This is a genomic window from Microbacterium sp. NPDC060132 (assembly GCF_042729675.1).
In the GTDB taxonomy this organism is placed as follows: domain Bacteria; phylum Actinomycetota; class Actinomycetes; order Actinomycetales; family Microbacteriaceae; genus Microbacterium; species Microbacterium sufflavum.
On the sequence record NZ_JBHWXU010000001.1, the window covers coordinates 1,735,692 to 1,757,961 of the forward strand.

At 70.6% G+C, this 22,270-nt stretch carries 19 protein-coding genes and 1 tRNA gene; 10 read left to right on the plus strand and 10 right to left on the minus strand.

The window, feature by feature from the left end:
* Positions 1-52: 52 nt before the first annotated feature.
* Positions 53-1,585: a lysine--tRNA ligase gene (lysS, locus tag ACFWCH_RS08475; protein ID WP_136029575.1), complete on the plus strand. Its 1,533-nt coding sequence runs from the start codon at positions 53-55 to the stop codon at positions 1,583-1,585.
* A gap of 11 nt (positions 1,586-1,596) precedes the next feature.
* On the opposite strand, the gene ACFWCH_RS08480 is transcribed toward lysS, so the two are convergent.
* Positions 1,597-2,709 carry a DUF4192 family protein gene (locus ACFWCH_RS08480; protein ID WP_378803350.1) on the minus strand — a complete coding sequence of 371 codons (1,113 nt, stop codon included), beginning with the start codon at positions 2,707-2,709 and terminating at the stop codon, positions 1,597-1,599.
* Between the two features lie 110 nt (positions 2,710-2,819).
* Between ACFWCH_RS08480 and ACFWCH_RS08485 the strand changes: the two genes are divergently transcribed.
* The 3 genes from ACFWCH_RS08485 to ACFWCH_RS08495 all read left to right on the plus strand — a co-directional run bounded on the left by ACFWCH_RS08485 (position 2,820) and on the right by ACFWCH_RS08495 (position 5,345).
* Entirely contained in the window at positions 2,820-2,993 is a 174-nt protein-coding gene (locus tag ACFWCH_RS08485) for a hypothetical protein (RefSeq protein ID WP_168387235.1), read from the plus strand.
* A gap of 86 nt (positions 2,994-3,079) precedes the next feature.
* Positions 3,080-4,540, plus strand: a complete 1,461-nt coding sequence (gene cls / locus ACFWCH_RS08490) for a cardiolipin synthase (RefSeq protein ID WP_136029579.1) — start codon at positions 3,080-3,082, stop codon at positions 4,538-4,540.
* A gap of 58 nt (positions 4,541-4,598) precedes the next feature.
* Complete coding sequence (locus ACFWCH_RS08495; RefSeq protein ID WP_136029581.1) at positions 4,599-5,345, plus strand: hypothetical protein; 747 nt, start codon at positions 4,599-4,601, stop codon at positions 5,343-5,345.
* Between the two features lie 596 nt (positions 5,346-5,941).
* Here ACFWCH_RS08495 and ACFWCH_RS08500 read toward each other — a convergent pair.
* Positions 5,942-6,385 (minus strand): hypothetical protein, encoded by a 444-nt coding sequence (locus tag ACFWCH_RS08500; RefSeq protein ID WP_206251813.1) that lies wholly within the window; start codon positions 6,383-6,385, stop codon positions 5,942-5,944.
* Positions 6,386-6,538: 153 nt separating this feature from the next.
* Here ACFWCH_RS08500 and ACFWCH_RS08505 point away from each other — a divergent pair, with 153 nt between their 5' ends.
* Positions 6,539-7,198 carry a TetR/AcrR family transcriptional regulator gene (locus tag ACFWCH_RS08505; RefSeq protein ID WP_136028483.1) on the plus strand — a complete coding sequence of 220 codons (660 nt, stop codon included), beginning with the start codon at positions 6,539-6,541 and terminating at the stop codon, positions 7,196-7,198.
* Positions 7,199-7,224: 26 nt separating this feature from the next.
* Here the strand turns inward: ACFWCH_RS08505 and ACFWCH_RS08510 are convergent, their stop codons facing one another.
* Entirely contained in the window at positions 7,225-8,223 is a 999-nt protein-coding gene (locus ACFWCH_RS08510; RefSeq protein WP_241115050.1) for a diacylglycerol kinase family protein, read from the minus strand.
* Between the two features lie 56 nt (positions 8,224-8,279).
* Between ACFWCH_RS08510 and serS the strand changes: the two genes are divergently transcribed.
* The 4 genes from serS to ACFWCH_RS08530 all read left to right on the plus strand — a co-directional run bounded on the left by serS (position 8,280) and on the right by ACFWCH_RS08530 (position 11,811).
* Positions 8,280-9,584: a serine--tRNA ligase gene (gene serS / locus ACFWCH_RS08515; RefSeq protein WP_136030473.1), complete on the plus strand. Its 1,305-nt coding sequence runs from the start codon at positions 8,280-8,282 to the stop codon at positions 9,582-9,584.
* Positions 9,581-10,402 carry an HAD family hydrolase gene (locus ACFWCH_RS08520; RefSeq protein WP_378803351.1) on the plus strand — a complete coding sequence of 274 codons (822 nt, stop codon included), beginning with the start codon at positions 9,581-9,583 and terminating at the stop codon, positions 10,400-10,402. The genes serS and ACFWCH_RS08520 overlap by 4 nt, the downstream gene beginning before the upstream one ends.
* A 42-nt stretch (positions 10,403-10,444) precedes the next feature.
* Positions 10,445-10,529: transfer RNA gene (locus ACFWCH_RS08525), tRNA-Ser, on the plus strand.
* A gap of 52 nt (positions 10,530-10,581) precedes the next feature.
* Complete coding sequence (locus ACFWCH_RS08530) at positions 10,582-11,811, plus strand: LCP family protein (RefSeq protein ID WP_136030468.1); 1,230 nt, start codon at positions 10,582-10,584, stop codon at positions 11,809-11,811.
* Positions 11,812-11,955: 144 nt separating this feature from the next.
* On the opposite strand, the gene ACFWCH_RS08535 is transcribed toward ACFWCH_RS08530, so the two are convergent.
* The 7 genes from ACFWCH_RS08535 to ACFWCH_RS08565 form a co-directional block, all read right to left on the minus strand.
* Entirely contained in the window at positions 11,956-13,446 is a 1,491-nt protein-coding gene (locus tag ACFWCH_RS08535; RefSeq protein WP_378803352.1) for an Ig-like domain-containing protein, read from the minus strand.
* 199 nt (positions 13,447-13,645) lie between these two features.
* The gene (locus tag ACFWCH_RS08540; RefSeq protein WP_136037232.1) at positions 13,646-15,055 is read right to left on the minus strand and encodes a rhamnulokinase family protein; all 1,410 of its coding nucleotides are present in this window, start codon (positions 15,053-15,055) and stop codon (positions 13,646-13,648) included.
* A 13-nt stretch (positions 15,056-15,068) separates the two neighbouring features.
* Positions 15,069-17,105, minus strand: coding sequence for a bifunctional aldolase/short-chain dehydrogenase (locus ACFWCH_RS08545; RefSeq protein ID WP_136028618.1), 2,037 nt, complete (start codon positions 17,103-17,105; stop codon positions 15,069-15,071).
* A gap of 84 nt (positions 17,106-17,189) precedes the next feature.
* Positions 17,190-17,951, minus strand: coding sequence for a DeoR/GlpR family DNA-binding transcription regulator (locus ACFWCH_RS08550; RefSeq protein ID WP_378803353.1), 762 nt, complete (start codon positions 17,949-17,951; stop codon positions 17,190-17,192).
* A gap of 9 nt (positions 17,952-17,960) precedes the next feature.
* Positions 17,961-18,989 carry a LacI family DNA-binding transcriptional regulator gene (locus ACFWCH_RS08555; RefSeq protein ID WP_378803354.1) on the minus strand — a complete coding sequence of 343 codons (1,029 nt, stop codon included), beginning with the start codon at positions 18,987-18,989 and terminating at the stop codon, positions 17,961-17,963.
* A gap of 31 nt (positions 18,990-19,020) precedes the next feature.
* Complete coding sequence (locus ACFWCH_RS08560; protein WP_136046221.1) at positions 19,021-20,175, minus strand: Gfo/Idh/MocA family protein; 1,155 nt, start codon at positions 20,173-20,175, stop codon at positions 19,021-19,023.
* On the minus strand, positions 20,172-21,011 hold the full coding sequence (locus ACFWCH_RS08565; protein WP_136028615.1) for a class I fructose-bisphosphate aldolase: 840 nt from the start codon (positions 21,009-21,011) through the stop codon (positions 20,172-20,174). Before ACFWCH_RS08565 ends, ACFWCH_RS08560 begins: the two co-directional genes overlap by 4 nt.
* 152 nt (positions 21,012-21,163) lie before the next feature.
* Between ACFWCH_RS08565 and ACFWCH_RS08570 the strand changes: the two genes are divergently transcribed.
* Positions 21,164-22,171: an aldose 1-epimerase family protein gene (locus ACFWCH_RS08570; protein WP_378803355.1), complete on the plus strand. Its 1,008-nt coding sequence runs from the start codon at positions 21,164-21,166 to the stop codon at positions 22,169-22,171.
* Positions 22,172-22,270: the final 99 nt, after the last annotated feature.

Genomic DNA, 22,270 nt, shown 5'->3' on the forward strand with positions numbered 1-22,270 from the left:
GGCCCGCATCGCGCCTCGGTAAACTGGGGGAGACTTTCAAGGAGCCCCGCACATGACTGACGCGTCCGCCGCGCCCGAATCGGCCACGACCGACTCTTCCCCCGAGGACGACGTCCACGAGCAGAAGGCGGTGCGACTCGCCAAGCGCGAGCGCCTGATCGCCCGACGCTCGGATGCGGGGGGCGGCGCGTTCCCCGTGGGCGTGCCGGTGACCCACTCGATCCCCGCCCTACGCGCGGAGTACGGCGAGCTGGAGGCGGGCGCGGAGACCGGTGTCGTGGTCGGGGTGGCTGGCCGCGTGGTCTTCAGCCGCAACACCGGCAAGCTCTGTTTCGCGACGCTGCAGGCCGGCGACGGCAGCCGCATCCAGGCGATGGTCTCGCTCGCGAACGTGGGCGAGGAGTCGCTGGCCGACTGGAAGGAATACGTCGACCTCGGCGACCACGTGTTCGTGCACGGCGAGGTCATCTCGAGCCGCCGCGGAGAGCTGTCGATCATGGCGGACGACTGGGCGATCGCGTCGAAGGCCATCCTGCCGCTGCCGAACGCCTATGCGGAGCTCAGCGAGGAGGGCCGCGTGCGCAGCCGCTACCTCGACCTGATCGTGCGCGAGCAGGCCCGCACGACCGTCCGGGCGCGCGCCGCCGTGAACGCCAGCCTGCGGGCGACGTTCGCGAGCCACGACTACCTCGAGGTCGAGACCCCGATGCTGCAGGTGCAGCACGGTGGGGCATCGGCGCGTCCGTTCGTCACGCACTCGAATGCGTTCGACACCGAGCTCTACCTGCGCATCGCTCCGGAGCTGTACCTCAAGCGGGCCGTGGTCGGCGGGATCGAGCGCGTGTTCGAGATCAACCGCAACTTCCGCAACGAGGGCGCCGACTCGACGCACAGCCCCGAGTTCGCGATGCTCGAGGCCTACCAGGCCTACGGGGACTACAACCAGATGGCCGCCCTCACGCAGGAGCTCGTGCAGCAGGCGGCGATCGCGGTCTCCGGCTCGACGACCGTGACCTGGGCGGACGGCACCGAGTACGACCTCGGCGGCGAGTGGGACCGCATCTCCATGTACGAGTCGCTGTCGGCGGCGTCGGGCCGCACGGTGACGCCGCAGGACGCGGTGGAGGACCTGATCTCGTTCGCGCAGGCCCACGGTGTGGACGTGCCACCGCAGGCCACGCACGGCAAGCTGGTGGAGGAGCTCTGGGAGCACTTCGTGAAGGGCGACCTGGTGCGCCCGACCTTCGTGATGGACTTCCCCGTCGACACCTCGCCCCTCGTGCGCGAGCACCGCTCGATCGCGGGCGTCGTGGAGAAGTGGGACCTCTACATCCGCGGGTTCGAGCTCGCGACGGGGTACTCGGAGCTGGTCGACCCTGTCATCCAGCGGGAGCGGTTCGAGGAGCAGGCGAAGCTCGCGGCCCGTGGCGATGTCGAGGCGATGCCGATCGATCAGGAGTTCCTGCGGGCACTCGAGCACGGCATGCCGCCGTCCGGCGGCATGGGGATGGGGATCGACCGTCTGCTGATGGCCATCACCGGCCTGGGCATCCGCGAGACCATCCTCTTCCCCCTCGTGAAGTGACCGGCACCCGTTCATCGGCGGGTCCGTCCGCGGAAGGCCCAGTCGGGTAGCGCCTCCTCGGCGATCAGCCTCTCGAGGAGCATGGCGAGGCTGTACTCCCGATCGATGTCGCGCGCGAGCTCGACGTAGCGACCGGCGTGCGTGGCGCGGCCGAGTGCCCACGACAGCCACGCCGCTGCGGTGAGGGGCGCGGGTCGTGCCGTGCGTGGTGCCCTCGCTGCGGCATGACGCACCACCTCCAACGCGCTGCGGAGCCGATTCGGATCGGGTGTGGGTCCGCGGCCGACGAACACCCGCCCGAGCTCGTCGGGAATTGGGCTGCCCGAGGCGGTGAAGGCGAGCTGCGCCTGGAGCGCACGGATACCGCCCTCTCGATCGCTCGCCCACTGCGCAAGGGCGGCGTCGCGGAGCGCGGGGCGCTGAAGGCACCAGAGCAGCGCCGCCCAGGCGAAGGGCGGGATCGTGTCCGGGCCTTTCAGCACCGCTTCGAAGAGCCCGGGGAGGTCGTCCAGCAGCGCGAGCGCGGCGAGCGCCTGCGGATCCTCCCGACCGGACACGCGGCCCTTCCCGTCCAGCGCGCCGCGGAGCCCGGTCAGCGCGCGCTCGACGCGCTGGCGCTCGGGCGCCCCCACGCGCGGTACCCGGGCTCCCGCGAGCTGGTCGCCGGACACGTCGCCGATCGAGGGGTGCGCGGGCGTGGGGCCGATCTCGGCGAGCGGCTTCAGCGTCGGCTTCCGGTCGAGGTAGCTGCTCCACCCGCCCGGCGTCACGCAGAGAGCATCCATCACTCGCATGCCCGCACCGCGCAGGCCGGCGAGAAGATGATCCACCACCACGGCGCCGGGCAGCACCAGGCCATCCGCCGTCGTGACGCTCTCCTCGTCCGTGTACACGACGACGGCGGCGCCGTCCGTGCCGCGGACGCGCTGCAGGAGCCGCACGGCCGAGGGGGCGTAGCGGCCGGGGGGCATCGCGTCGTCGGGCGGGTCGAGCCGCATCGCCCCGTCGGTGCGGGAGCCGCGGAACGGCAGGAGCACGATGCTCCGGCGCGGAGTGAACCCGGCGAGGGTGGGCACGATGCCCAGGAACTGGGCGGAGTCGGAGGCGTTGAGCACGGTGGTCATCCCGAGAGCATCGCCCGGTCGGCATCGCGTGGCGGGCCGCGAACCCGCAGTCGGGGGAGCATTCGTGGGAACCGGGCTCTGTGGAGGAGACCCTCGCGTACCATGGAGTCATGGACAACTTCTGGCTCGCCGCGGCATGGTCGCTCCTGCCGACCATCGGAGTCAGCATCGTGTTCGTCGTCGTCCTCCGCGGCATCCTGCGCTTCGACCGCACCGAGCGGAAGGTGCACGCCCAGATCGAGGCCGAGGAACGCGCCGCGCGCGGACTCCCGCCGCGCACCTGAGTCCGACCCATCCGCTACTGTGAAGCGAGCGTGCCTGGTCTGGCGCGCACCGGGGTCATGACCCCTGATGCGGGCGAGGGGGTGCGATGACAGCCTGGACCTGGGGCTGGTGGTTCGCGGTCTTCCTCCTGCTCCTCGACATCACGATCCGCGTCACCGCCATCATCGTGATCCCGCGCAACCGGCGTCCCACGGCAGCGATGGCGTGGCTGCTGGCGGTGTTCTTCATCCCCTTCGTCGGCGTGTTCCTCTTCCTCCTCATCGGCAACCCGCGACTGCCGCGGGCCCGCCGCCGCAAGCAGGACCAGATCAACGAGTACATCGCCGAGACCAGCGAGCACCTGCACTTCGGCACGCTGCGTCCGAACGCCCCCGCGTGGTTCGGACCGATCGTGCAGATGAACCAGCGCCTCGGAGCCCTCCCGCTCTCCGGTGACAACGGCGCGCACCTGATCTCCGACTACCAGGAGTCGCTCGACGAGATGGCGGAGGCGATCCGCACCGCCCAGGACTACGTGCACGTCGAGTTCTACATCCTGCAGTCCGACGAATCGACCGACAACTTCTTCCGCGCGCTCGAAGAGGTCGCGGCACGCGGGGTCGCGGTGCGCGTCCTGCTCGACCACTGGGCCAACCGGGGCAAGCCGCGCTACCGCCAGACCGTCGCACGACTCAACGCGATGGGGGCCGACTGGCACCTGATGCTGCCCGTGCAGCCGCTCAAGGGGAAGATGCAGCGCCCCGACCTGCGCAACCACCGCAAACTGCTCGTCGTCGACGGGAACATCGCGTTCCTCGGGTCGCAGAACATCACCGACTCGACCTACAACCTGCGCAAGAACATCCGCCGCGGACTGCACTGGGTCGACCTCATGGTGCGCCTCGACGGGCCGGTCGTGCTGAGCGTGAACGCCATCTTCCTGAGCGACTGGTACAGCGAGACCGATGTGGTCCTCCAGGAGATCGACATCGCGCACGCCAACATCGGGTCCGGCGATCTGGACTGCCAGGTCGTGCCGTCCGGTCCGGGGTTCGAGGTGGAGAACAACCTCCGGCTCTTCCTCGCGCTGCTGTACGCGGCGAAGAAGCAGATCATGATCATCAGCCCGTACTTCGTCCCGGACGAGGCGCTGCTGCTGGCCGTCACCGCAGCGGTCGATCGCGGCGTCCAGGTCGAGCTGTTCGTCTCGGAGGAGGGCGACCAGGCGATGGTCTACCACGCCCAGCGCAGCTACTACGAGGTGCTGTTGCGGGCGGGGGTGCGCATCTGGATGTACCGCAAGCCCTACATCCTGCACACCAAGAGCCTCACGATCGACGACGAGGTGGCGGTGATCGGCTCGAGCAACATGGACATGCGCTCGTTCGGTCTCAACCTCGAGGTGTCGATGCTCGTCCGTGGCGAGGAGTTCGTCAGGGAGATGCGCGAGGTGGAGGACAAGTACCGGTCGCTCAGCCGCGAGCTCACGCTCGAGGAGTGGATGCAGCAGCCGCTGCGGTCCACCGTGCTCGACAACCTGGCGCGGCTCACCTCGGCGCTGCAGTGACCGGCCCCGCGGGCCGAGCCCCGTAGGCAGGGGAGGATGCCGCGAGTACCCTGAGGGCATGACTCCTCGCCGGCTCCTCCTCGTCGCGTCCTCCGCGCTCGCCGCGGCCCTGCTCCTCGCCGGTTGCACGGTGGGTCCGGGCAACACCGCCCCGAACTCGACATCGGAGCCGTCGAGCGGTCCGGGCAACGCGGGCGGCGGTGACGATTCGGGCGACCTGGAGGGCGCACTGCTCGACGACGGGCGCATGTTCGCGGTCGTCAGCTGGGGCTCCTCCACGTGCCTGCCCCAGGTCGACCAGGTCTCCGCGGAGGGCCAGACGGTGTCAGTCACGCTGGTCGAACCCGAGGGCGACGGCGCGACGGAGACGGCGTGCACGGCGGATCTCGCTCCGCGCGCGAGCGTCGGCGCGCTGCCGGAGGGCGTGGATCCGACCAAGGACATCACCCTCCAGGTGACCTACGGGGACGTTTCCGATGACATCGACCTCGACGGCGACCCGGACGCGACCGGCACCCCGGGCGACCCGACGTCGTACGAGCCGTCCGCGGGATGGTTCGACGACGGCGGGCTGGTGCTGCTGACGTGGGGCTCGTCCGGATGCCCGCCCGTCGTGGAATCGGCCGAGGGCTCGGGCTCCGCGGGCACGGTCACCTTCGTCACCGACGACACCCAGGTGTGCACGATGGACATGGCCCCGCGCGCGACCGTGATCGAGTTCCCCGAGGACGACGTGGACGACGACGCGCCGTTCACCCTCACGCTCGTGGGCGGCGGACTCGACGGCACGGTGCAGGTGCGCTGACCCCGGCGCCGCCCCGTCAGAGGATGTGCACGGGGTGGCCGGCGGGCAGCGCCAGCAGCAGAGCGCCCGGGTCGGCGCGGCACACCACCCGCACGGCCTCGCCGAACTCATCGCCGTCGAGCTCGACGGGCGTATGCTCGCAGACATGCGCGAAAGTGAAGTGTTACCGACTGGCATCACTGCCCGGTGGAGGTGGGAAGTTTTTGCCCGCGTGGTGGTCGCGGCTTTGTTCGCCGCAGTCGGGGCTCTGTTACTTCTGGTCGGCGACTTCTGGGTCTGGCCGATTGCTCTCGTGATCCTCGGCGCATCCAGCCGAACTGCGGCACAAGCCTCTGATCGGCGAAGTCGCGGTAGGCGTCAGAGGGCATGGGACGCAAGGAGTTTCTCGTTCGCGGCGATTCTCATCCCAGCGATGCTGGGGATCGTGATTCCATTGCGGTCTTTGGGGGTCCCTCTGCGACCTTGGGTCACGTGGTACGTGCCCGCGGCGACTTTCGTGCTCATGATTGTCACCACCTGCTTGCTCGTACTCCTTCAGTTGCCCTCGCAGGGCGAGGGGACGCCGGCTCACCGTCGCCCCCTCTGATCAATGAGCGTTACGCGAGGCAGGTCATGATTCCTCCCATTCCGGTGAAGCCGAGCGCGGAAATCCAGATGAGCGATCCGTCTGCGCTAAGTACGCCGAAGACGCCGCTGACGATGGACATCAGACACCCGATCGGGTCCGGCTTTGGGTGATCAATCACGGTTCCTGTCACCGACAACTTGTAGTTCGCCACCATCACGCCGTTGATGTACTTGTGTAGGAAGCTGCCGTGGCAGTCCGTGGTTGGCTCTCCGACGCGCAGCGACCAACTGCTTCCGTCCGAGCCGATGCAGATGTACTCGTACTGACCCGTGCTCATCGTTGCGGAGCCGATGGGGCTGGCCGTGCGTACTTCGGTCTGTGCGCTTGTGGCCGCGCTCGCTGCTTGCGGAGCCACAGCCGCTCCGATGGCGATGCACGCGGCAGCACACAGGGTTACGACACTTCTCTTCATGATGTTCTTCCCTTCTCGATCGCGGTGAGCGCCGCGATGCCCGGGAAGCTATGAACTGACCAATCGGTTAGGGAACTGAAGTATTACGCGCCACCTCCTGACCGGCTGTCCAGTGCGTAGGGTCACTCAAAGTGGACACGAGGAGGTGGAGCGATGAGTGCGAAACGGAACGGCGTGCGCACAACGGCTTTGAGGGCGCTCAATGCCCGCTCGGTGATGAGCCCGGACTTGAACGCGGCACCCGAGATCATCGAGGCAGCCGTGCGTGTGTTCGACGAGTTCGGTTATGAGGGCACGAGTTTCCGTCGCATTGCGGAGGTTGCGGGAACCTCGAAGTCCCTCGTCACCTACTTCTTCCCAACCAAACAGGCCTTGGTTGGGACCATCGTCGATCTCGCCTTCCCCGGCGGCGTCTTCATGGGAACCAAACGCACGGATGATGACCCGCTCGATGCGATCGTCGCCGTAGCGGAGCAAGTGACCGACAGCCTTCTGCACGACCCGCTGGCGCGAGTGTCGCTCATGCTGATGGATCGGAGGACCGACGGCTCGCCGCCCGCAAGTCCCAAGTTCAGCGGGTGGCTCGCGCGCTTGACCGACTACCTCGAAGAAGCGCAACGGAAAGAGCTGATCGCTCCGGATGCCGATCCGCCAAGAGAGGCGAAGTACCTCCTATCTGGCATCATCGGACTTGCCGAGTTGGCAAGGGACAGCGGCGCCTACCTGCGGCTTGTCGAAGACGCTGTGCTGCTCACTCGCGACCGGCTCGCTCACATCGTCGTCGGCCCGCGGGCGGGTGAGCTTCGCGCGTAGGGTGCGCTGACCCCCGCGCCACCGCGTCAGAGGATGTGCACGGGGTGGCCGGCGGGCAGCGCCAGCAGCAGAGCGCCCGGGTCGGCGCGGCACACCACCCGCACGGCCTCGCCGAACTCGTCGCCGTCGAGCTCGACGGGCGTGGGAGCGGGCGCCGCCGCCTCGGCCGCCGCGCCGCGGAAGTAGTGCACCGAGGCGTCCGTGCCGCGGCGCTCCAGCACGAGGCGTCCCGCGCGGAAGCGGCGCAGCACCGAGTTGTCCCACCAGATCTTGCGCCACACACCCAGCCAGCCGAGCACACCGGTCGGCTGGATCACGGCGACGTCGAGTGCGGCATCGGTGATCGACGCGTCGGGGATCAGCGAGATGCCGGCGGGCAGCGTGCCGCAGTTCGCGAACAGGATGCTGTGGACCTTGGTGGAGTGCAGGCGCCCCTCACCGATCTGGTAGACGGCGCGGAACGGCTGGGCCCGGGGGAGCGATCGCGCAGCACCGTCGACGTACGCGATCCACCCGACCGATCGCTTCAGGTCGGAGCGCGTGTTCGCGATCATGTCGGCATCCAGGCCGATGCCGGCGAGCACCACGAAGGCATGCTCGACCTCCTCGCCGTCCGCGCGGGTGAGCCGTGCCCAGCCGATGTCGATCGGGTGGCGGAAGTCGCCCAGAGCGGCACGGATCATCTCGGCGGGGTCGGTCAGCGGCAGTCCCAGGTTGCGCGCGAGGAGGTTGCCGGTGCCGCTCGGCAGGATCGCGAGCGGCACCCCGGTGCCGGCGATGGCCTCCGCGACCGCGCGCACCGTGCCATCGCCGCCCGCCACCAGCACCACGTCCACACCACGGGCGAGCGCCTCGGCCGTGGCTCCCTGCCCGGCGTCGTCGACCGTCGTCGGGTAGAACGCCGGGTGCTGCCAGCCCGCCTCGCGGCACAGGTCTCGAACCTGCGCCCGCAGCCGCTTCCCGTCCACTTTCACCGGGTTGTACACGAGTGCCGCCTGCGAGGTGACAGGGGGGCTCGTGCGCATGGCGCTACTCTAGACCGGCAGCCGAGGGGCTCCGCCGCACCTCGTAGACTTGCGGAATGATCGACCTCGCACTCCTCCGCGAAAACCCGGAGATCGTCCGCCGTTCGCAGGCTGCCCGTGGCAACGACCAGAGCACCGTCGACGTCGCACTCGAGGCCGATCGATCGCGCAGGGCCGCGCTCGCCGCGTTCGAAGAGCTGCGTGCCGAGCAGAACGCCTTCGGCAAGCAGGTCGCCAAGGCCCCCAAGGAGGAGAAGGCGGCGCTCGTCGCCCAGGCGAAGGACCTCGCCGACCGCGTGAAGCAGGCGCAGCACGCCGCGAACGAAGCCTCGGAGCACGCGGCCGCGGCCCTCGCGCGCATCGAGAACGTCGTGATCGACGGTGTGCCGGCGGGGGGCGAGGAGGACTTCGTCGAGCTGCGGCGGGTGGGCGACGTCCCGGCGTTCGACTTCGAGCCCCGCGACCACCTCGAGCTCGGGGAGCTGCTCGGCGCGATCGACATGGAGCGCGGCGCGAAGGTCTCCGGCGCGCGCTTCTACTTCCTGCGCGGGATCGGCGCCCGGCTCGAGATCGCCCTCATGAACCTCGCGCTCGACACGGCGCTGCAGAACGGCTTCGTGCCGATGATCACGCCCACGCTCGTGCGGCCGGAGATCATGCAGGGCACCGGCTTCCTCGGCGAGCACGCGGACGAGGTGTACCACCTCGACAAGGACGACGACCTGTACCTGGTCGGCACGAGCGAAGTCGCGCTCGCCGGCTACCACAAGGACGAGATCGTCGACCTGTCCGACGGCGCCCTCCGCTACGCGGGCTGGTCCACGTGCTACCGCCGCGAGGCGGGATCGCACGGCAAGGACACCCGCGGCATCATCCGCGTGCACCAGTTCAACAAGCTCGAGATGTTCGTCTACACCTCGGCCGAGGACGCGGAGGCCGAGCACCTGCGGCTGGTCGCGCTGCAGGAGCAGATGCTCACCGCGCTCGGCCTCGCGTATCGCGTGATCGATGTCGCCGCTGGCGACCTCGGTTCGAGCGCCGCGCGCAAGTACGACATCGAGGCGTGGGTGCCCACCCAGGGTGCGTTCCGCGAGCTCACCTCGACCTCGAACTGCACGACCTACCAGGCCCGGCGCCTCGACGTGCGGTACCGGCCGCCGGTGGAGGAGGGGGCGTCCGCGCCGAAGACGCAGCACGTGGCCACGCTCAACGGCACGCTCGCGACCACCCGGTGGATCGTCGCCCTGCTCGAGACGCACCAGCAGGCGGACGGCTCCGTGCGGGTGCCCGAGGTGCTGCGCCCCTACCTCGGCGGACTCGAGGTGATCCGCCCGCTCGCCGACGCGCAGGCCGCCCGGTGAGCGCGCCCTGGCTGGTCGGCCTCGACGTCGACGGCACGATCCTGCTCCAGGACGAGACCATGAGCCCCGGTGTGCCGGAGGCGATCGCCCGCGTGCGCGACGCCGGACACCTGGTCACGATCGCGACGGGGCGCAGTTGGATGGGGACGCAGCGCTACGTGGAGGAGCTGGGTCTCACGGCGGATCTCGTCGTCTGCTCGAACGGCGCAGTGACGATGCGGCGCGTGGGCGACCGGTGGGAGCGCTGGCACGTCGAGACCTTCGACCCGACTCCCGCGCTGGCTCTGCTCCGTGACCGCCTCCCGGACGCGCGATACATGGTCGAGCTCGGCTCCGGACAGCGGCTCTTCACCGAGCAGCTCGACGACTGGACGCTCGACGGCGGACGGCAGGTCGACTTCGACCGGCTCGGGGATCTCCCGGTGTCGCGCATCGTGGTCGTCTCGCCGGATCACGACGAGGACGACTTCCACCGGCTCGTGGCCGACGCGGGGCTCAACGAGGTGTCGTACGCGATCGGCTGGACCGCCTGGCTCGACATCGCTCCGCAGGGCGTCGACAAGGGAACGGCGCTGGAGCGGGTGCGTCACGAGCTCGGACTGCAGCGCGACCGCGTGCTGGTCGCGGGGGATGGTCGCAACGACATCGGGATGTTCGGCTGGGCCCTCGCGGGCGGGGGCCGTGCGGTGGCGATGGGGCAGGCGCCGGAAGAGGTGAAGGACGCCGCGGGAGAGGTCACGACCGACGTCGAAACGGGGGGCCTCGCGACCGCGCTCGACACGCTTCCAGCGCCCGCCCAGGTCGACGCACGAGAATAGAGTTCGGCTAGACTCACGCCTGGTCGGCAGACGTATCTGTCGGGAGGGTTGTCCGAGCGGCCGATGGAGCTGGTCTTGAAAACCAGTGGGCAGAGATGTCTCGTGGGTTCGAATCCCACACCCTCCGCATACCGAGCACGGCGAACCCACCGCGCCGTGCCGAATCCGAAAGGGCCCGAGTGAGCGACAACCGACGCCGTCATACCCTCGCGCGACACGGTCAGCAGCACACCCCCGGCACCCTGGGTCAGCTGATGAAGTTCATCGCGATCGGCCTGGCCGTGGTGCTGGTCAGTGGCATCGGTGTCGGCACCTACATCTTCTACGACTTCTCCAGCACGGTCTCCGCCAACGCGGTCGATCTCGACGGTCAGGAAGACGTTCCGCCGGACATCGGCGAGTACAAGGGTGGTTTCAACCTCGTTCTCACGGGCGTCGACACGTGCGAGGAGAAGTACAAGGATCTCTTCGGCGATCGCTGCACGGGTCGCGACGCGGGGGGCACGCTCAACGATGTGAACCTGCTGGTCCACGTCTCGCAGGAACCCCGGCGGATCACGGTGGTCAGCTTCCCGCGTGACCTCATGGTGCCGATCCCCGAGTGCGAGGACGAGGACGGCAACGTCCACTCCGCCATGAGCAAGCAGCCGCTCAACACCGCCTACACCGACGGCGGCCTCAACTGCGTCGTCCAGACGATCTCGCAGCTGACCGACCAGGAGGTGCAGTTCGCGGCATCCGTCACGTTCGGCGGCGTGATCGAGATCACCAACGCGATCGGTGGTGTGGAGGTCTGCCTGGCCAACCCGATCAAGGACCGCTACACGGGCCTCGACATGGAGGCGGGCACGCACTGGCTCCAGGGCCTCGAGGCGCTGCAGTTCCTGCGCACCCGGCACGGCGTCGGCGACGGCAGCGACCTGGGACGCATCGGCAACCAGCAGCAGTACATGTCGAGCCTCGCGCGCGCGCTGATCAGCAGCGACACCCTCGGCAACGTCCCGGTCATGCTGAAGCTCGCCAACATCGGCCTCCAGAACCTCGAGACCAGCACGTCGCTCGCCGATCCGATGAAGATCGCGCAGATCGCGCTCGCCGTGAAGTCCGTTCCCTTCGAGGACATCGTGTTCCTCCAGTACCCGACGAACCAGGACAGCGCCGACCCCAACAAGGTGGTTCCGAACACGCAGGCGGCTGACGTGATGTGGGATGCGATCGAGAAGAACGCCCAGCTCCAGGTCACGCATCAGAACACGAGCAACGACGGGGTGATCGTGGCGGAGCCCACCACCCCCGTGGAGGCGACGCCCGATCCCAACGCGACGCCGAGCGACGTGGTGGCGCTGCCCGACAGCATCAAGGGCAACTCGGCCGCACAGCAGACCTGCTCCAACGGCAACGTGCGCTGACGGGCCAGGCGTCGTCTCTGCGCGCGGCCGGGCGCGGACCCGTCCGCCCCAGAGCGATCGAGGCTCCAGCCGGCACGCACGGAGGGCGGGGACGAGGTCGTGAGACCTCGCCCCCGCCCTCCGTGCGTGGGGCGGTGCCCGGCGTCAGCGCGCGCGACGTGTGCGCGCGACGTGCGCTGCCACGAGCCCGGCGCCGATGAGCGCGAGCACCGTTCCGCCGGTCAGGACCCAGGGCGACGTGCTGCCGCCGGTGGTCGCGAGCGATCCGGCGCTCGGATCGGCCGGAGCCGCCGGGTGCGCGGGCGTGCCCGGCGTGCCGGGGTCGGCCGGGGCGCCGGGGTCGGCCGGAGTGCCGGGGTCGGCCGGGTCCACCGGCGGGGCCGCCGGGAAGGTGTTGGTGACGACGATCTCCGCCGTACCCGCGGCCTCATCCGTGACGGTCGCCGCTGGGCCGACGGCGACGCTCGCCGCGCCGCCGCTCTCCGTCTCGGTGGCGGTGCACACGCTGGAGACCGGTGCCGTGAGGGTCTGCGTCTCGGCACCGGTGAACGTCAGGGTGCGCGGATAGTCGGGTGCCGACTCCCCCGCCCACTGGCAGTCGACGACGACGGCGAACGGCCCCGTCGGCGTCCCGGCCCCCTCGACCGTCTTGGTGATCGCCAGCTGTCCCACCCCGGTGCCGGCGCCCTCGCCGCCGGCGCTCAGGCGACGGACCGATCCGGGCGTGCTCCAGGACTCGCCGTCCGCCGTGACCGACAGGGTGTTGCGGTACACGTCGAGCGACGGGTCGGTCACGCTGTTCTGGAACTTGACCTGCACGATCTCGCCGTCGGCCACGGCGCGGCCCATCGTGACCGTGAGCTGCTGAGCGGTGCAGTCGACCGTGTAGTCGCCGGCGTCCACCGGCACGAGATCGGTGAGGAAGCCGTCGGCATCCGCCGTCGAGGTGTGCCGCACGAGGATCGGCGACGTGCAATCGACCTCTTGGCCGGGCTGTGCCGGGTCGTCGAACACGAGGGAGGAGAACGGACCGCGGGGTGAGGCCACGGTCCATTGGAGGGCGCCCTGCGGGTGGGTCATGCCCTGATCGGCGAGGTCGGTCCAGGCGCCGGCCTTGCTGGGGGCGGTGCGGTCGATGCCCGGAACGCCCGTGGCCTCGATGCCATCGTCGAACGTGACGCCCCCGTCACCCGTGAACGTGATCGGCACGGTCGTGCCGGTCTGCGTGGTCTGGAACTCGGCCCAGAAGTGCGCCGTGCCGTGCACCGAGAGCGGGTGCGTGGTGACGTAGTCGGTGAGGGTGAAGGTCGCGAGCCCCTCGGGGGAGAGAGACGCCTCCGCGACCTTGGCGCCGTCGGCGTCGGTCAGGGCGAACCCCTGGGTGAGCGCGAGCAGTTCGGGTGGGAGCTGCAGCGTGAACGTGTCGCCCGCGCGGGAGTCGTCGGGGACGCTCCACGCGAGGTCGATCTGCACATCCGATCCGGCGTCGGCGCTGCTCTGCACCACCTCCGCGCTGGTGATGGCTCCGTCGATGGTCGCCGCCGAGGCGGCCGACGCCGCAGCGAGGGAGCACGCGAGCAGTGCGGTGGAGGCGCCGGTGGCGGCGAGTGCGCGCGAGTATCTGGTCTTCGTCATTGATTGTCCTTCGTGAGCGCTGCCCCGAGAGGCGAGTGGTGACACTAACGCGTAGCATGTTACCCTATGGCTGGGAGGGTCGAGCCCGTCGAGCTCGCGGAGGGGCCGAGCTCGGCAGGCGCGAAAGCACCAGCGGTGCGACGAACAAGGGGCGGTTCCTCTCCGACGGGAAAGGAACCGCCCCTTTTCGCCGTTCGGATCAGGCGCCGGGCGCGAAGACCTTCGGGGGATGCGTGGCGGCGACGAGGGCGCGAAGGTCTTCCAGCGTGCCGCGGGTCGCACCGAGTGCGCGGCCCTGGATCAGGACGTTCCCCAGGGCGGTCGCCTCGACCGGGCCCGCGAGGACCGGGAGGCCAGAGCGGTCGGCGGTCGCCTGGCAGAGCAGGTCGTTGAGCGCGCCGCCCCCGACCAGGTGGATGCGGTCGAGACTGCGGCCGGAGAGCTCGGCGGCCGTGTGCACCGCCTCGGCGAACGCCGCGGCGATGGACTCGATGATCGAGCGCACGAACGCCGCACGCGTCGACGGCGCCGGTTGCGGCAGCAGGGCGGCGATCCGGGCGGGCATGTCCCCCGGCGCGCTCAGCGACGGGTCGTTCGCGTCGAACACCGGGACCTGGTCGGTGACGACCGACGCGGCAGCCAGGAGTTCCGGCAGTGCGATCGGCGCACCGTCTTCGGCCTCCCACGCGCGCACCGTCTCACTGAGCAGCCAGAGCCCCGTGACGTTGTGCAGGAAGCGATACCGGCCGTCGGCTCCGCGCTCGTGCGTGAAGTTCGCCTCCCGCGCGTCGTCGGTGAGCACGGGTGCGCGCAGCTCGACGCCCACCAGGCCCCAGGTTCCGCACGAGATGAACGCGGACGAGGACGACTCCAGCGGAACGGCGACGACGGCGGACGCGGTGTCGTGCGAGGCCACCGCCACCACGGGCAGGCTCGCACCGATGCGTGCCGCGACCCCGGGGGTCAGCGTGCCGACGACCGTGCCGGCGTCGACGAGTTCGGGCAGGAGCCGTGGCGGGATCCCCGCCCTGACCGCGAGCTCGGTGTCCCATTCGCCCGACCGCACCCCGAGCAGGCCGGTGGTGGAGGCGTTCGTGCGCTCCGCCACGCGCCGGCCCGTGAGGAGGTACGCGAGGAGGTCGGGGATGAGTAGAGCCGTGTCCGCCTCCGTGAGACGCGGGTCGGCACGGAACTGGTACAGCGTGGTGAATGGCAGGAACTGCAGGCCGTTGCGCTCGTACAGCTCCGCGAAGGGCACCTCGCCATGCACCTCGGCCACGCCACGGGCGGTGCGGCGGTCGCGGTAGTGGAACGGCTCCCCGAGCAGCTCGCCGTCGCGCAGCAGCCCGTAGTCCACCGCCCAGGAGTCGATCCCGATGCTCTCGATGGACGGCTCGCGGCGGACGGCCTCGGCGAGCCCGTCCACCACGTGCTCGTACAGGGCGGCGAAGTCCCAGTGCAGTCCGTCGGCACGCTCCACCGCTCCGTGCGGGAACCGCGAGACGGGCTCCAGGTCGAGCACCCCGGGGCCGATGCGCCCGATCATGACCCGGCCGCTGGTCGCGCCCAGGTCGACCGCGGCCACCGCCCTGACCCTCGTGTCGTTCATCGGCCGGTGACCCTCATCGCAGGAACGCGGCGGCGACGCCGGAGTCGACGGGGATGTGCAGGCCGGTGGTGCGGCTCAGCTCTGGTCCGGTGAGCACGTAGACGGCATCGGCGACGTTCTCCGGCACGACCTCGCGCTTGAGGATCGTGCGGTTGGCGTAGAACTGGCCGAGGTCCTCTTCCTTGACACCGTACGTGGCGGCACGGTTGGCGCCCCAGCCCGACGCGAAGATGCCGGAGCCGCGCACGACGCCGTCGGGGTTGATGCCGTTGACCCGCACGCCGTGCTCGCCGAGCTCGACCGCGAGCAGCCGCACCTGGTGGGCCTGGTCGGCCTTGGTCGCGGAATAGGCGATGTTGTTCGGGCCCGCGAACACGGAGTTCTTCGACGAGATGTAGATGATGTCGCCGCCGAGCTTCTGATCGATCAGCACACGGGCCGCGGCCTTCGACACCAGGAACGAGCCCTTGGCCATGACGTCGTGCTGCAGGTCCCAGTCCTTCTCGGTCGTCTCCAGCAGCGGCTTCGACAGGGAGAGCCCCGCGTTGTTGACGACCAGGTCGACGCCGCCGAACGCGAGCAGGGCCTCGTCGAGCGCGGCTTGCACGGCCTCGGCATCCGCCACGTTCGCGGCGACGCCGATCGCGACGTCGGTGTTCCCGAGCTCGGCGGCCGCGGCCTGCGCCTTCTCGAGATCGAGATCGGCCACGACCACGCAGGCGCCCTCGGCGGCCAATCGGGTCGCGATCGCCTTGCCGATGCCGGAGGCGGCGCCGGTGACGAACGCGATGCGACCCTGGTGGGTCTTCGGCTTCGGCAGCCGCTGGAGCTTGGCCTCCTCCAGCGCCCAGTACTCGATGCGGAACTTCTCGGCGTCGGAGATCGGGGCGTAGCTCGACACGGCCTCGGCGCCGCGCATGACGTTGATCGCGTTGACATAGAACTCGCCGGCGACGCGCGCGGTCTGCTTGTTCGCGCCGTAGGAGAACATGCCCACGCCGGGCACGAGCACGATGAGCGGGTCGGCGCCGCGGATGGCGGGGGAGTCGGGGGTGGCGTGCGCGTCGTAGTAGGCCCGGTAGTCGGCGCGGTACTGCGTGTGCAGCTCGTGCAGACGCGCGATCTGCTCGTCGACGGTCGCCGTGGGGGGCAGGTCGAGGATCAGCGGCTTCACCTTGGTGCGCAGGAAGTGATCGGGGCAGCTGGTGCCCAGGGCCGCGAGGGCGGGCGCCTTCTCGGCTGCGAGGAAGTCGAGCACGACGGCGTCGTCCGTGAAGTGCCCCACCATCGGCTTGTCGGTCGAGGCGATGCCGCGGATGGTGCCGGCGAGGGCCGCGGCCCGACGGCGACGGTCGGCCTCGGGGAGCGCCTCGAACCCCGGGCGGACGGGACCGAACGGCTCGGCGCGGCCGTGGTCGGCGAGGTACGCCGCCGCGGTGTCGATGATCCAGAGGGAGTTCGCCTCGGCCTCGTCGGAGGTGTCGCCCCACGCCGTGATGCCGTGCCCGCCGAGGATGCAGCCGATCGCGGCGGGGTTCTCCGCCTTGATGGCGGCGATGTCGAGTCCGAGCTGGAAACCAGGGCGCCGCCACGGCACCCACACCACGCGGTCGCCGAAGATCGCGGTCGTCAGGGCCTCGCCGTCGGCGGCGGTCGCGATCGCGATGCCCGAGTCGGGGTGCAGGTGGTCGACGTGTGCCGCGTCGACGAGTCCGTGCATGGCCGTGTCGATCGAGGGGGCTGCCCCGCCCTTGCCGTGCAGGCAGTAATCGAACGCGGCGACCATCTCGTCTTCGCGGTCGATTCCGGGATACACGTCGACGAGCGCCCGCATCCGGTCGAGGCGCAGCACGGCGAGGCCGCTCTCGGTGAGGGTGCCCAGGTCGCCGCCCGAGCCCTTGACCCACAGCAGTTCGACGGGCTGCCCGGTGACGGGATCGATCTCGGTGCCCTTGGCCGAGGTGTTGCCCCCGGCGTAGTTGGTGTTCTTCGGGTCTGCGCCCAGACGGTTGCTCCGCGCGATCAGCTCGGCGGCGGTCGGGTTGGTCATGACGATCTCCTGCACCATCGGGGGAGCGCCGCAGCGCTGTTAAGTCCTGTGAAAGATAACACGATCTGACGCCAGCGCCAAGGGTCAGCGCACCTCGGCGATCCCCCGGAAGGGGTCGAGGCGCTCATCCGCCGGATCGAGATCGGTGATCAGCACGTCCACCTGCGCGGGCTCGAGGGCGCGGGCAACCGACCGACGACCCAGCTTGGTCGCATCGACGCACAGCACCGTGGTGCTCGCCTGCGCGGCCAGCGCCCGCTTGACCTCGGCCTCCTCCACCGACACCTCGGAAGAGCCGTCGATCTCGTCGAGGGCATCGGCCGAGGCGAAGAACACGTCGAAGTACACCGCCTGCAGGCTGCGGAGGGCGAGGGGTCCGATCAGGCTGCCCGTGGTCGGCTCGGCGGTGCCGCCCGACAGCACCGCGGTCACCCCCTCCCGCGGCTGCAGCAGCTGGAAGGTCTCAACGGCGTTGGTGTACACGGCGAGTGCGTCGCGCGTTCCGAGCGCCGCGGCGAGCGTGCTGATCGTCGTCGACGCGTCGAGGGCCACCGTCCCGGCGGCCGGCACCAGGTGCAGCGCCTTCTCGGCGATCACCCTCTTGGCGCTCGCCCGCATGCTGCGCCGGGCGTCGAAGGGCCGGGCGCGGGGAGCCGCTGTCGCCCCGCCGCGCACCCGTCGCACCCGCCCCTCGGCCTCGAGTTCGAGGAGGTCGCGCCGGATCGTCATCGACGACACCGCGAACAGCTCCGCTGCCCCGTCGATCGAGACGCCCTCGGGGCCTTCGGCCATCGCGACCAGCTCGTCGCGGCGGCGCTGAGCGTCGAGGTTTCCGGAAAGAGCCATACCGGGAATCTAGCCGGTGGGCGTGCGCTGCCGACCGCCGCGATCGACGAGCGTGGTCGGCACGAGGTGGAGGGCGGGTGGCGCGGCGGCGTCCCCCGCGATGCGGTCGAGCAGGGTGGTGGCGGCCAGGGCGCCCAGTGCGGCGACGTCGTAAGCCACCACGCGCAGCGGCCGCGGCAGCATCCACGACAGCTCGAAGTCGTCGAAGCCGGTCACCGCGACGTCGGCGTCACGCCGCGTGAGCTCTTCGAGGGCTCCGACCGTCGCGCGGTTGTTGCCGCAGAACAGGGCCGTCGGCGGGCGGGGGCCGTCGAGGAGGCGCGCCGTGGCAGCCGCGGCGTCCTGCGGGGTGTGGATGCCCGTGATGAGGAGCGACGGATCGAGCGCGCGGCCCGCGGCGGCGAACGCCTCCTCGGCCCCGGCGAGCCGCTCGCGCATCGTGTAGATCTCCGTCGCGTCGAGCAAGAGCCCGATCCGCTCATGCCCGCCCAGCAGTTCGGCGACCGCCGCGCGTGCACCGCCGCGGTTGTCGAGCAGCACGGTGTCGGCGGGGATGCCGTCGCCCGGGCGGTCGAGGAACACGACCGGCGTGCCGTGGGCGACCTCGGGCGCCAGGTAGCCGTGATCGGTCGCGGCGGGGACCAGGATCAGCCCGCCCACCCGGCGCTGGCAGAGGTCGAGGGCGAGGCGGCGCTCGACGGCGGGATCCTCCTCGCTGGAGGCCATCAGGACGTGCAGACCCCGCTGTGACGCGACGGCCGACACGGCCGCGGCGATCCCCATCGAGAAGGAGTTGGAGAGGTCGGCGGCGAGGAACCCGATGGTGTCGTTGGTGCCGGAGCGCAGGCTCGCCGCGAGGGCGTTGCGGTGGTATCCGAGGCGGTCGATGGCCTCGCGCACGCGGTCGGCCAGGGCGGGGTCGACGTTGGGCTCCGCGTTGATGACGCGCGAGACGGTCTTCAGACTGACCCCCGCCGCGGCGGCCACGTCGTTCATCGTCGGCCTGCCGCTGCCGCGCATCGTGCGCCCTCCGCTCACCACCTCTCCACGATAGGAGCGTGCGCGCCGTTCACCCGCGCGGCGCGACGGCCGCGCCCGACTGATGCGAGGCGATGGCCGCCGCGAAGATCCGATGCGTCGCGGCCGCCTCCTCCGGTCGCACGGTGCCGAAGCCGTCGCCGAGGAGCCCCTGATGCTCGGCGAGGAACGCCGCCCACATCTGCAGGATCGCATCCGAGAAGCCCGACTCGAAGTTCGGCCCGGTCACCGTGGGCCACACCGACTGGCTGCCGGCGTCGATGCGCTGCCAGCTCTGCTCGCGCCCGACCCCCGGCACGTCGATCAGCGCGAACACCTGCACCTCCTTGGGGTTCTTGGTGCTGAAGCGCACGGCGCCCTCCATGCCGATCGCCTCGAACTCCCAGGTGTTCTTCTCGCCGGGGGCGATCCGCTTGGTCTCGGTCGTGAGCGGGAACCGCGCCCCCTCGTGCGTCGCCCACGAGTGCAGGACGGCGTTGTCCCAGGTGTCGCACGGCTGCGGGGTGCCGTCGGGTCCCGGCCGTTCGGTGACGATGTCCTGCAGCACGCCGCTGACGGTCTCGGGCATCCAGCCCAGGCGCAGCGGCACGTGCCAGGTGTGCATGCCGAGGTCGTTGAGCACCCCGGCCTCGCCGCAGAACCGCTGCTGGCGCTTCCAGTTCAGCGGCTTCGCCGTATCGAGGTCGCTGGCGTGCAGGAACGCGCAGCGCGCCTCGACGATGCGACCGAGCGCCCCGGAGCGCACGTAGTCGACCGCCCACTGGGCGCCGGGGAAGTACGGCATCTCACTCGACACCCGTACGAACGACCCGGGGGTCTCGTCGATCGCCCGGAGGATCGCGTCGGCGGCGGCCCCGTCGATGCCGAAGGGCTTCTCGGCCAGCAGGGCCTTGCCCGCCCGGATCGTGTCGACGTAGAGCTGCTCATGCAGGTCGTGGCGGACGGCGATGTAGACCACGTCGATGTCGGGGTCTGCCAGCAGCTCATGGTGGTCGGTGGTGGTGAGGCGCACGGTGTCGATCCCGGCGAACCACTCCAGGGCCGCGGGGTTGATGTCGCACACCGCCACGAGCTGCGGGTCGGCGGGGTGGTCGACGAGCGCGGGCCAGCGGCGCAGGGCCGCCGCGATCTCTCGGCCCATCAGACCCCCGCCGATGATGCCGACGTTCACGCGGCGCCCGCTCATCGCGTCGCTCCGATCAGGCGGAGCGCGTCGTCGACCGAGGCGTCGTCGTGCACCACGGCCATCAGGGCTGCGGTGATGCCCCGGGGGTCGTCGTGCTGGATGACGTTGCGGCCGTACACGATGCCGCGGGCACCCTGCGCGAGGACGGCGACCGTGCGCTCGAGGAGCGTGCGATCGTCGACGCGTCCGCCGCCGCGCACCAGGACCGGGGTGTCGCCGGCGGCCTGGATGACGCGGTGGTAGTCGGAAATCTCGTCGGTGGGATCGGCCTTGATGAGGTCGGCCCCGAGCTCCCTGGCCTGCCGCACGAGCGTGACGATCTTGGCGGTGTCGCCGTCCACCGCATAACCCCCCGCGCCCGCCCGGGTCTGCATCACCAGCGGCTCGATCATCAGGGGCATGCCGTAACGCTCGGCGTCGGTGCGCAGCGCGAGGATCGACCGGATGCACTGCTCGCGCACCTCGGGGTGGCCGGGGAGGTCGAGCAGGTTCACGCACACGGCGACCGCGTCGAGCCGCACCGCCACCTCGATCGCGTCGGGCACGTGGATCGAGTGCAGCGGCGACTCCAGCGGGTCGTTGTAGACGTTGGCGATGTCGGTGCGCAGCACGAGGCCGGGCTTCTGCTTGCCGGGGACGGACTGCAGCAGCGGGGCCTGGCCGAGCGTCAGCTGGATCGCATCCGGGCCCGCGTCGACGAGGGTGCGGACGGTCGCGGCCATGTCCTCGATGCCGGTGAGGAACGAGTGCTCGTGGAAGGCCCCGTGGTCGACGGCCACGTCGAGGGCGCGACCGGAGCGGGCGTGGAACAGGCGGTGGAGGCGAGGCTTCGTCATCGATGGTGCTCTCTGCGTGAGGGTGGCGCGGCGATGCGCACGATCAGTATGCAGAGGCGAGACAACGTTGTCAATCGCGACGATCCGGGCTGCGCGGGCGCCTGCTACGGTGGCCGCACGCGCGCCAGGACGGCGCGGGAGAAGGGCGGGCGATGGTGGCGGAGCTGTACGGGACGCCGATCGACGAGGCCTGGCGACGGCTCGGACACCGCGGGCAGGCCGTGACGGTGGAGTCGTCGCTGCGGACCGACGGACCGGACGCGGGGAGCCGTCGGATCCGGGTCGTCAACGGCGACCTCGACCTCGAGATCCTGCCCGATCGCGGCCTCGACCTGGGGCAGCTGCGGGTCGCGGGCATGCCCTTCGCGTGGACCTCGGCGACCGGATTCCCCCCGATCGTCCCCGGGCCGGACGACGACGGCTGGCTCCGGTCGTTCGGGGGCGGGCTGCTGACGACCTGCGGACTGCGCAGCTTCGGAGCGCCGTCCGTCGACGAGGGTGAGGCGCATCCGCTGCACGGCCGATACTCGTCGCTGCGCGCCGCGGTCACGCGCACCGAGGTGACCGACCGCGAGGTCGTGGTCGAGGGCACGGTCCGCGAGGTCGAGGTCTTCGGGGTGCACCTCGAACTCCGGCGCCGCATCAGCACGCCGATCGGGTCGCGCCTGGTCCGGGTGCAGGACCACGTGGTCAACCGCGGGGCGGCCGCCGTGGAGCCCATGGTGCTCTACCACCTCAACCTCGGCTGGCCGCTGGTCGACGAGGGGACCGTGCTGCACTCGCCGGCGACCGCTGTCGAGCCCCGGGACGCGCAAGCGCGGGCGGGCCTCGGCTCGTGGGACCGGTTCCCGGCCCCGGCGGTGTCGTATCCCGAGCAGGTGTTCCGCCACGAGCTGCCGCTTCGGGAGCGGGTCGACATCGTCGTCGAGAGCCCGCGCGGGGCGGCGGTCCGCATCGCCGTCGACACCGCACGCCTGCCGGCGCTGTTCCAGTGGCGCGTCGCCGAGGAGCGCGGCCACGTCGTCCTGGGGATCGAGCCGGCGACCGTGCCGACGATCCTCGGCCGGGCCGATGCGCGGGCTCGCGGACTGCTGCGCCCGCTGGCGCCCGGCGGGGTGCTCGAACTGGGCGTCGACGTCGAGGTGGCGCCCGGCGGGTGACCGCTCGCAGCGGTGGGCTGCGATCGAATCGGCGCTTGACAACGTTGTCGACCCGGTCGCATGATGTTCCCATCGAACTCGCGATGGCCGCGGATTCAA

What these genes read in the sequence shown, in the direction of transcription:
- ACFWCH_RS08570 (WP_378803355.1), top strand. Translation starts at nt 21,164, where the DNA reads ATGGTGGCGGAGCTGTACGGGACGCCGATCGACGAGGCCTGGCGACGG.
- ACFWCH_RS08550 (WP_378803353.1), bottom strand. Translation starts at nt 17,951, where the DNA reads ATGGCTCTTTCCGGAAACCTCGACGCTCAGCGCCGCCGCGACGAGCTG.
- ACFWCH_RS08535 (WP_378803352.1), bottom strand. Translation starts at nt 13,446, where the DNA reads ATGACGAAGACCAGATACTCGCGCGCACTCGCCGCCACCGGCGCCTCC.
- lysS (WP_136029575.1), top strand. Translation starts at nt 53, where the DNA reads ATGACTGACGCGTCCGCCGCGCCCGAATCGGCCACGACCGACTCTTCC.
- ACFWCH_RS08500 (WP_206251813.1), bottom strand. Translation starts at nt 6,385, where the DNA reads ATGAAGAGAAGTGTCGTAACCCTGTGTGCTGCCGCGTGCATCGCCATC.
- ACFWCH_RS08560 (WP_136046221.1), bottom strand. Translation starts at nt 20,175, where the DNA reads ATGAGCGGGCGCCGCGTGAACGTCGGCATCATCGGCGGGGGTCTGATG.
- ACFWCH_RS08510 (WP_241115050.1), bottom strand. Translation starts at nt 8,223, where the DNA reads ATGCGCACGAGCCCCCCTGTCACCTCGCAGGCGGCACTCGTGTACAAC.
- serS (WP_136030473.1), top strand. Translation starts at nt 8,280, where the DNA reads ATGATCGACCTCGCACTCCTCCGCGAAAACCCGGAGATCGTCCGCCGT.
- cls (WP_136029579.1), top strand. Translation starts at nt 3,080, where the DNA reads ATGACAGCCTGGACCTGGGGCTGGTGGTTCGCGGTCTTCCTCCTGCTC.
- ACFWCH_RS08565 (WP_136028615.1), bottom strand. Translation starts at nt 21,011, where the DNA reads ATGACGAAGCCTCGCCTCCACCGCCTGTTCCACGCCCGCTCCGGTCGC.
- ACFWCH_RS08480 (WP_378803350.1), bottom strand. Translation starts at nt 2,709, where the DNA reads ATGACCACCGTGCTCAACGCCTCCGACTCCGCCCAGTTCCTGGGCATC.
- ACFWCH_RS08540 (WP_136037232.1), bottom strand. Translation starts at nt 15,055, where the DNA reads ATGAACGACACGAGGGTCAGGGCGGTGGCCGCGGTCGACCTGGGCGCG.
- ACFWCH_RS08545 (WP_136028618.1), bottom strand. Translation starts at nt 17,105, where the DNA reads ATGACCAACCCGACCGCCGCCGAGCTGATCGCGCGGAGCAACCGTCTG.
- ACFWCH_RS08505 (WP_136028483.1), top strand. Translation starts at nt 6,539, where the DNA reads ATGAGTGCGAAACGGAACGGCGTGCGCACAACGGCTTTGAGGGCGCTC.
- ACFWCH_RS08495 (WP_136029581.1), top strand. Translation starts at nt 4,599, where the DNA reads ATGACTCCTCGCCGGCTCCTCCTCGTCGCGTCCTCCGCGCTCGCCGCG.
- ACFWCH_RS08485 (WP_168387235.1), top strand. Translation starts at nt 2,820, where the DNA reads ATGGACAACTTCTGGCTCGCCGCGGCATGGTCGCTCCTGCCGACCATC.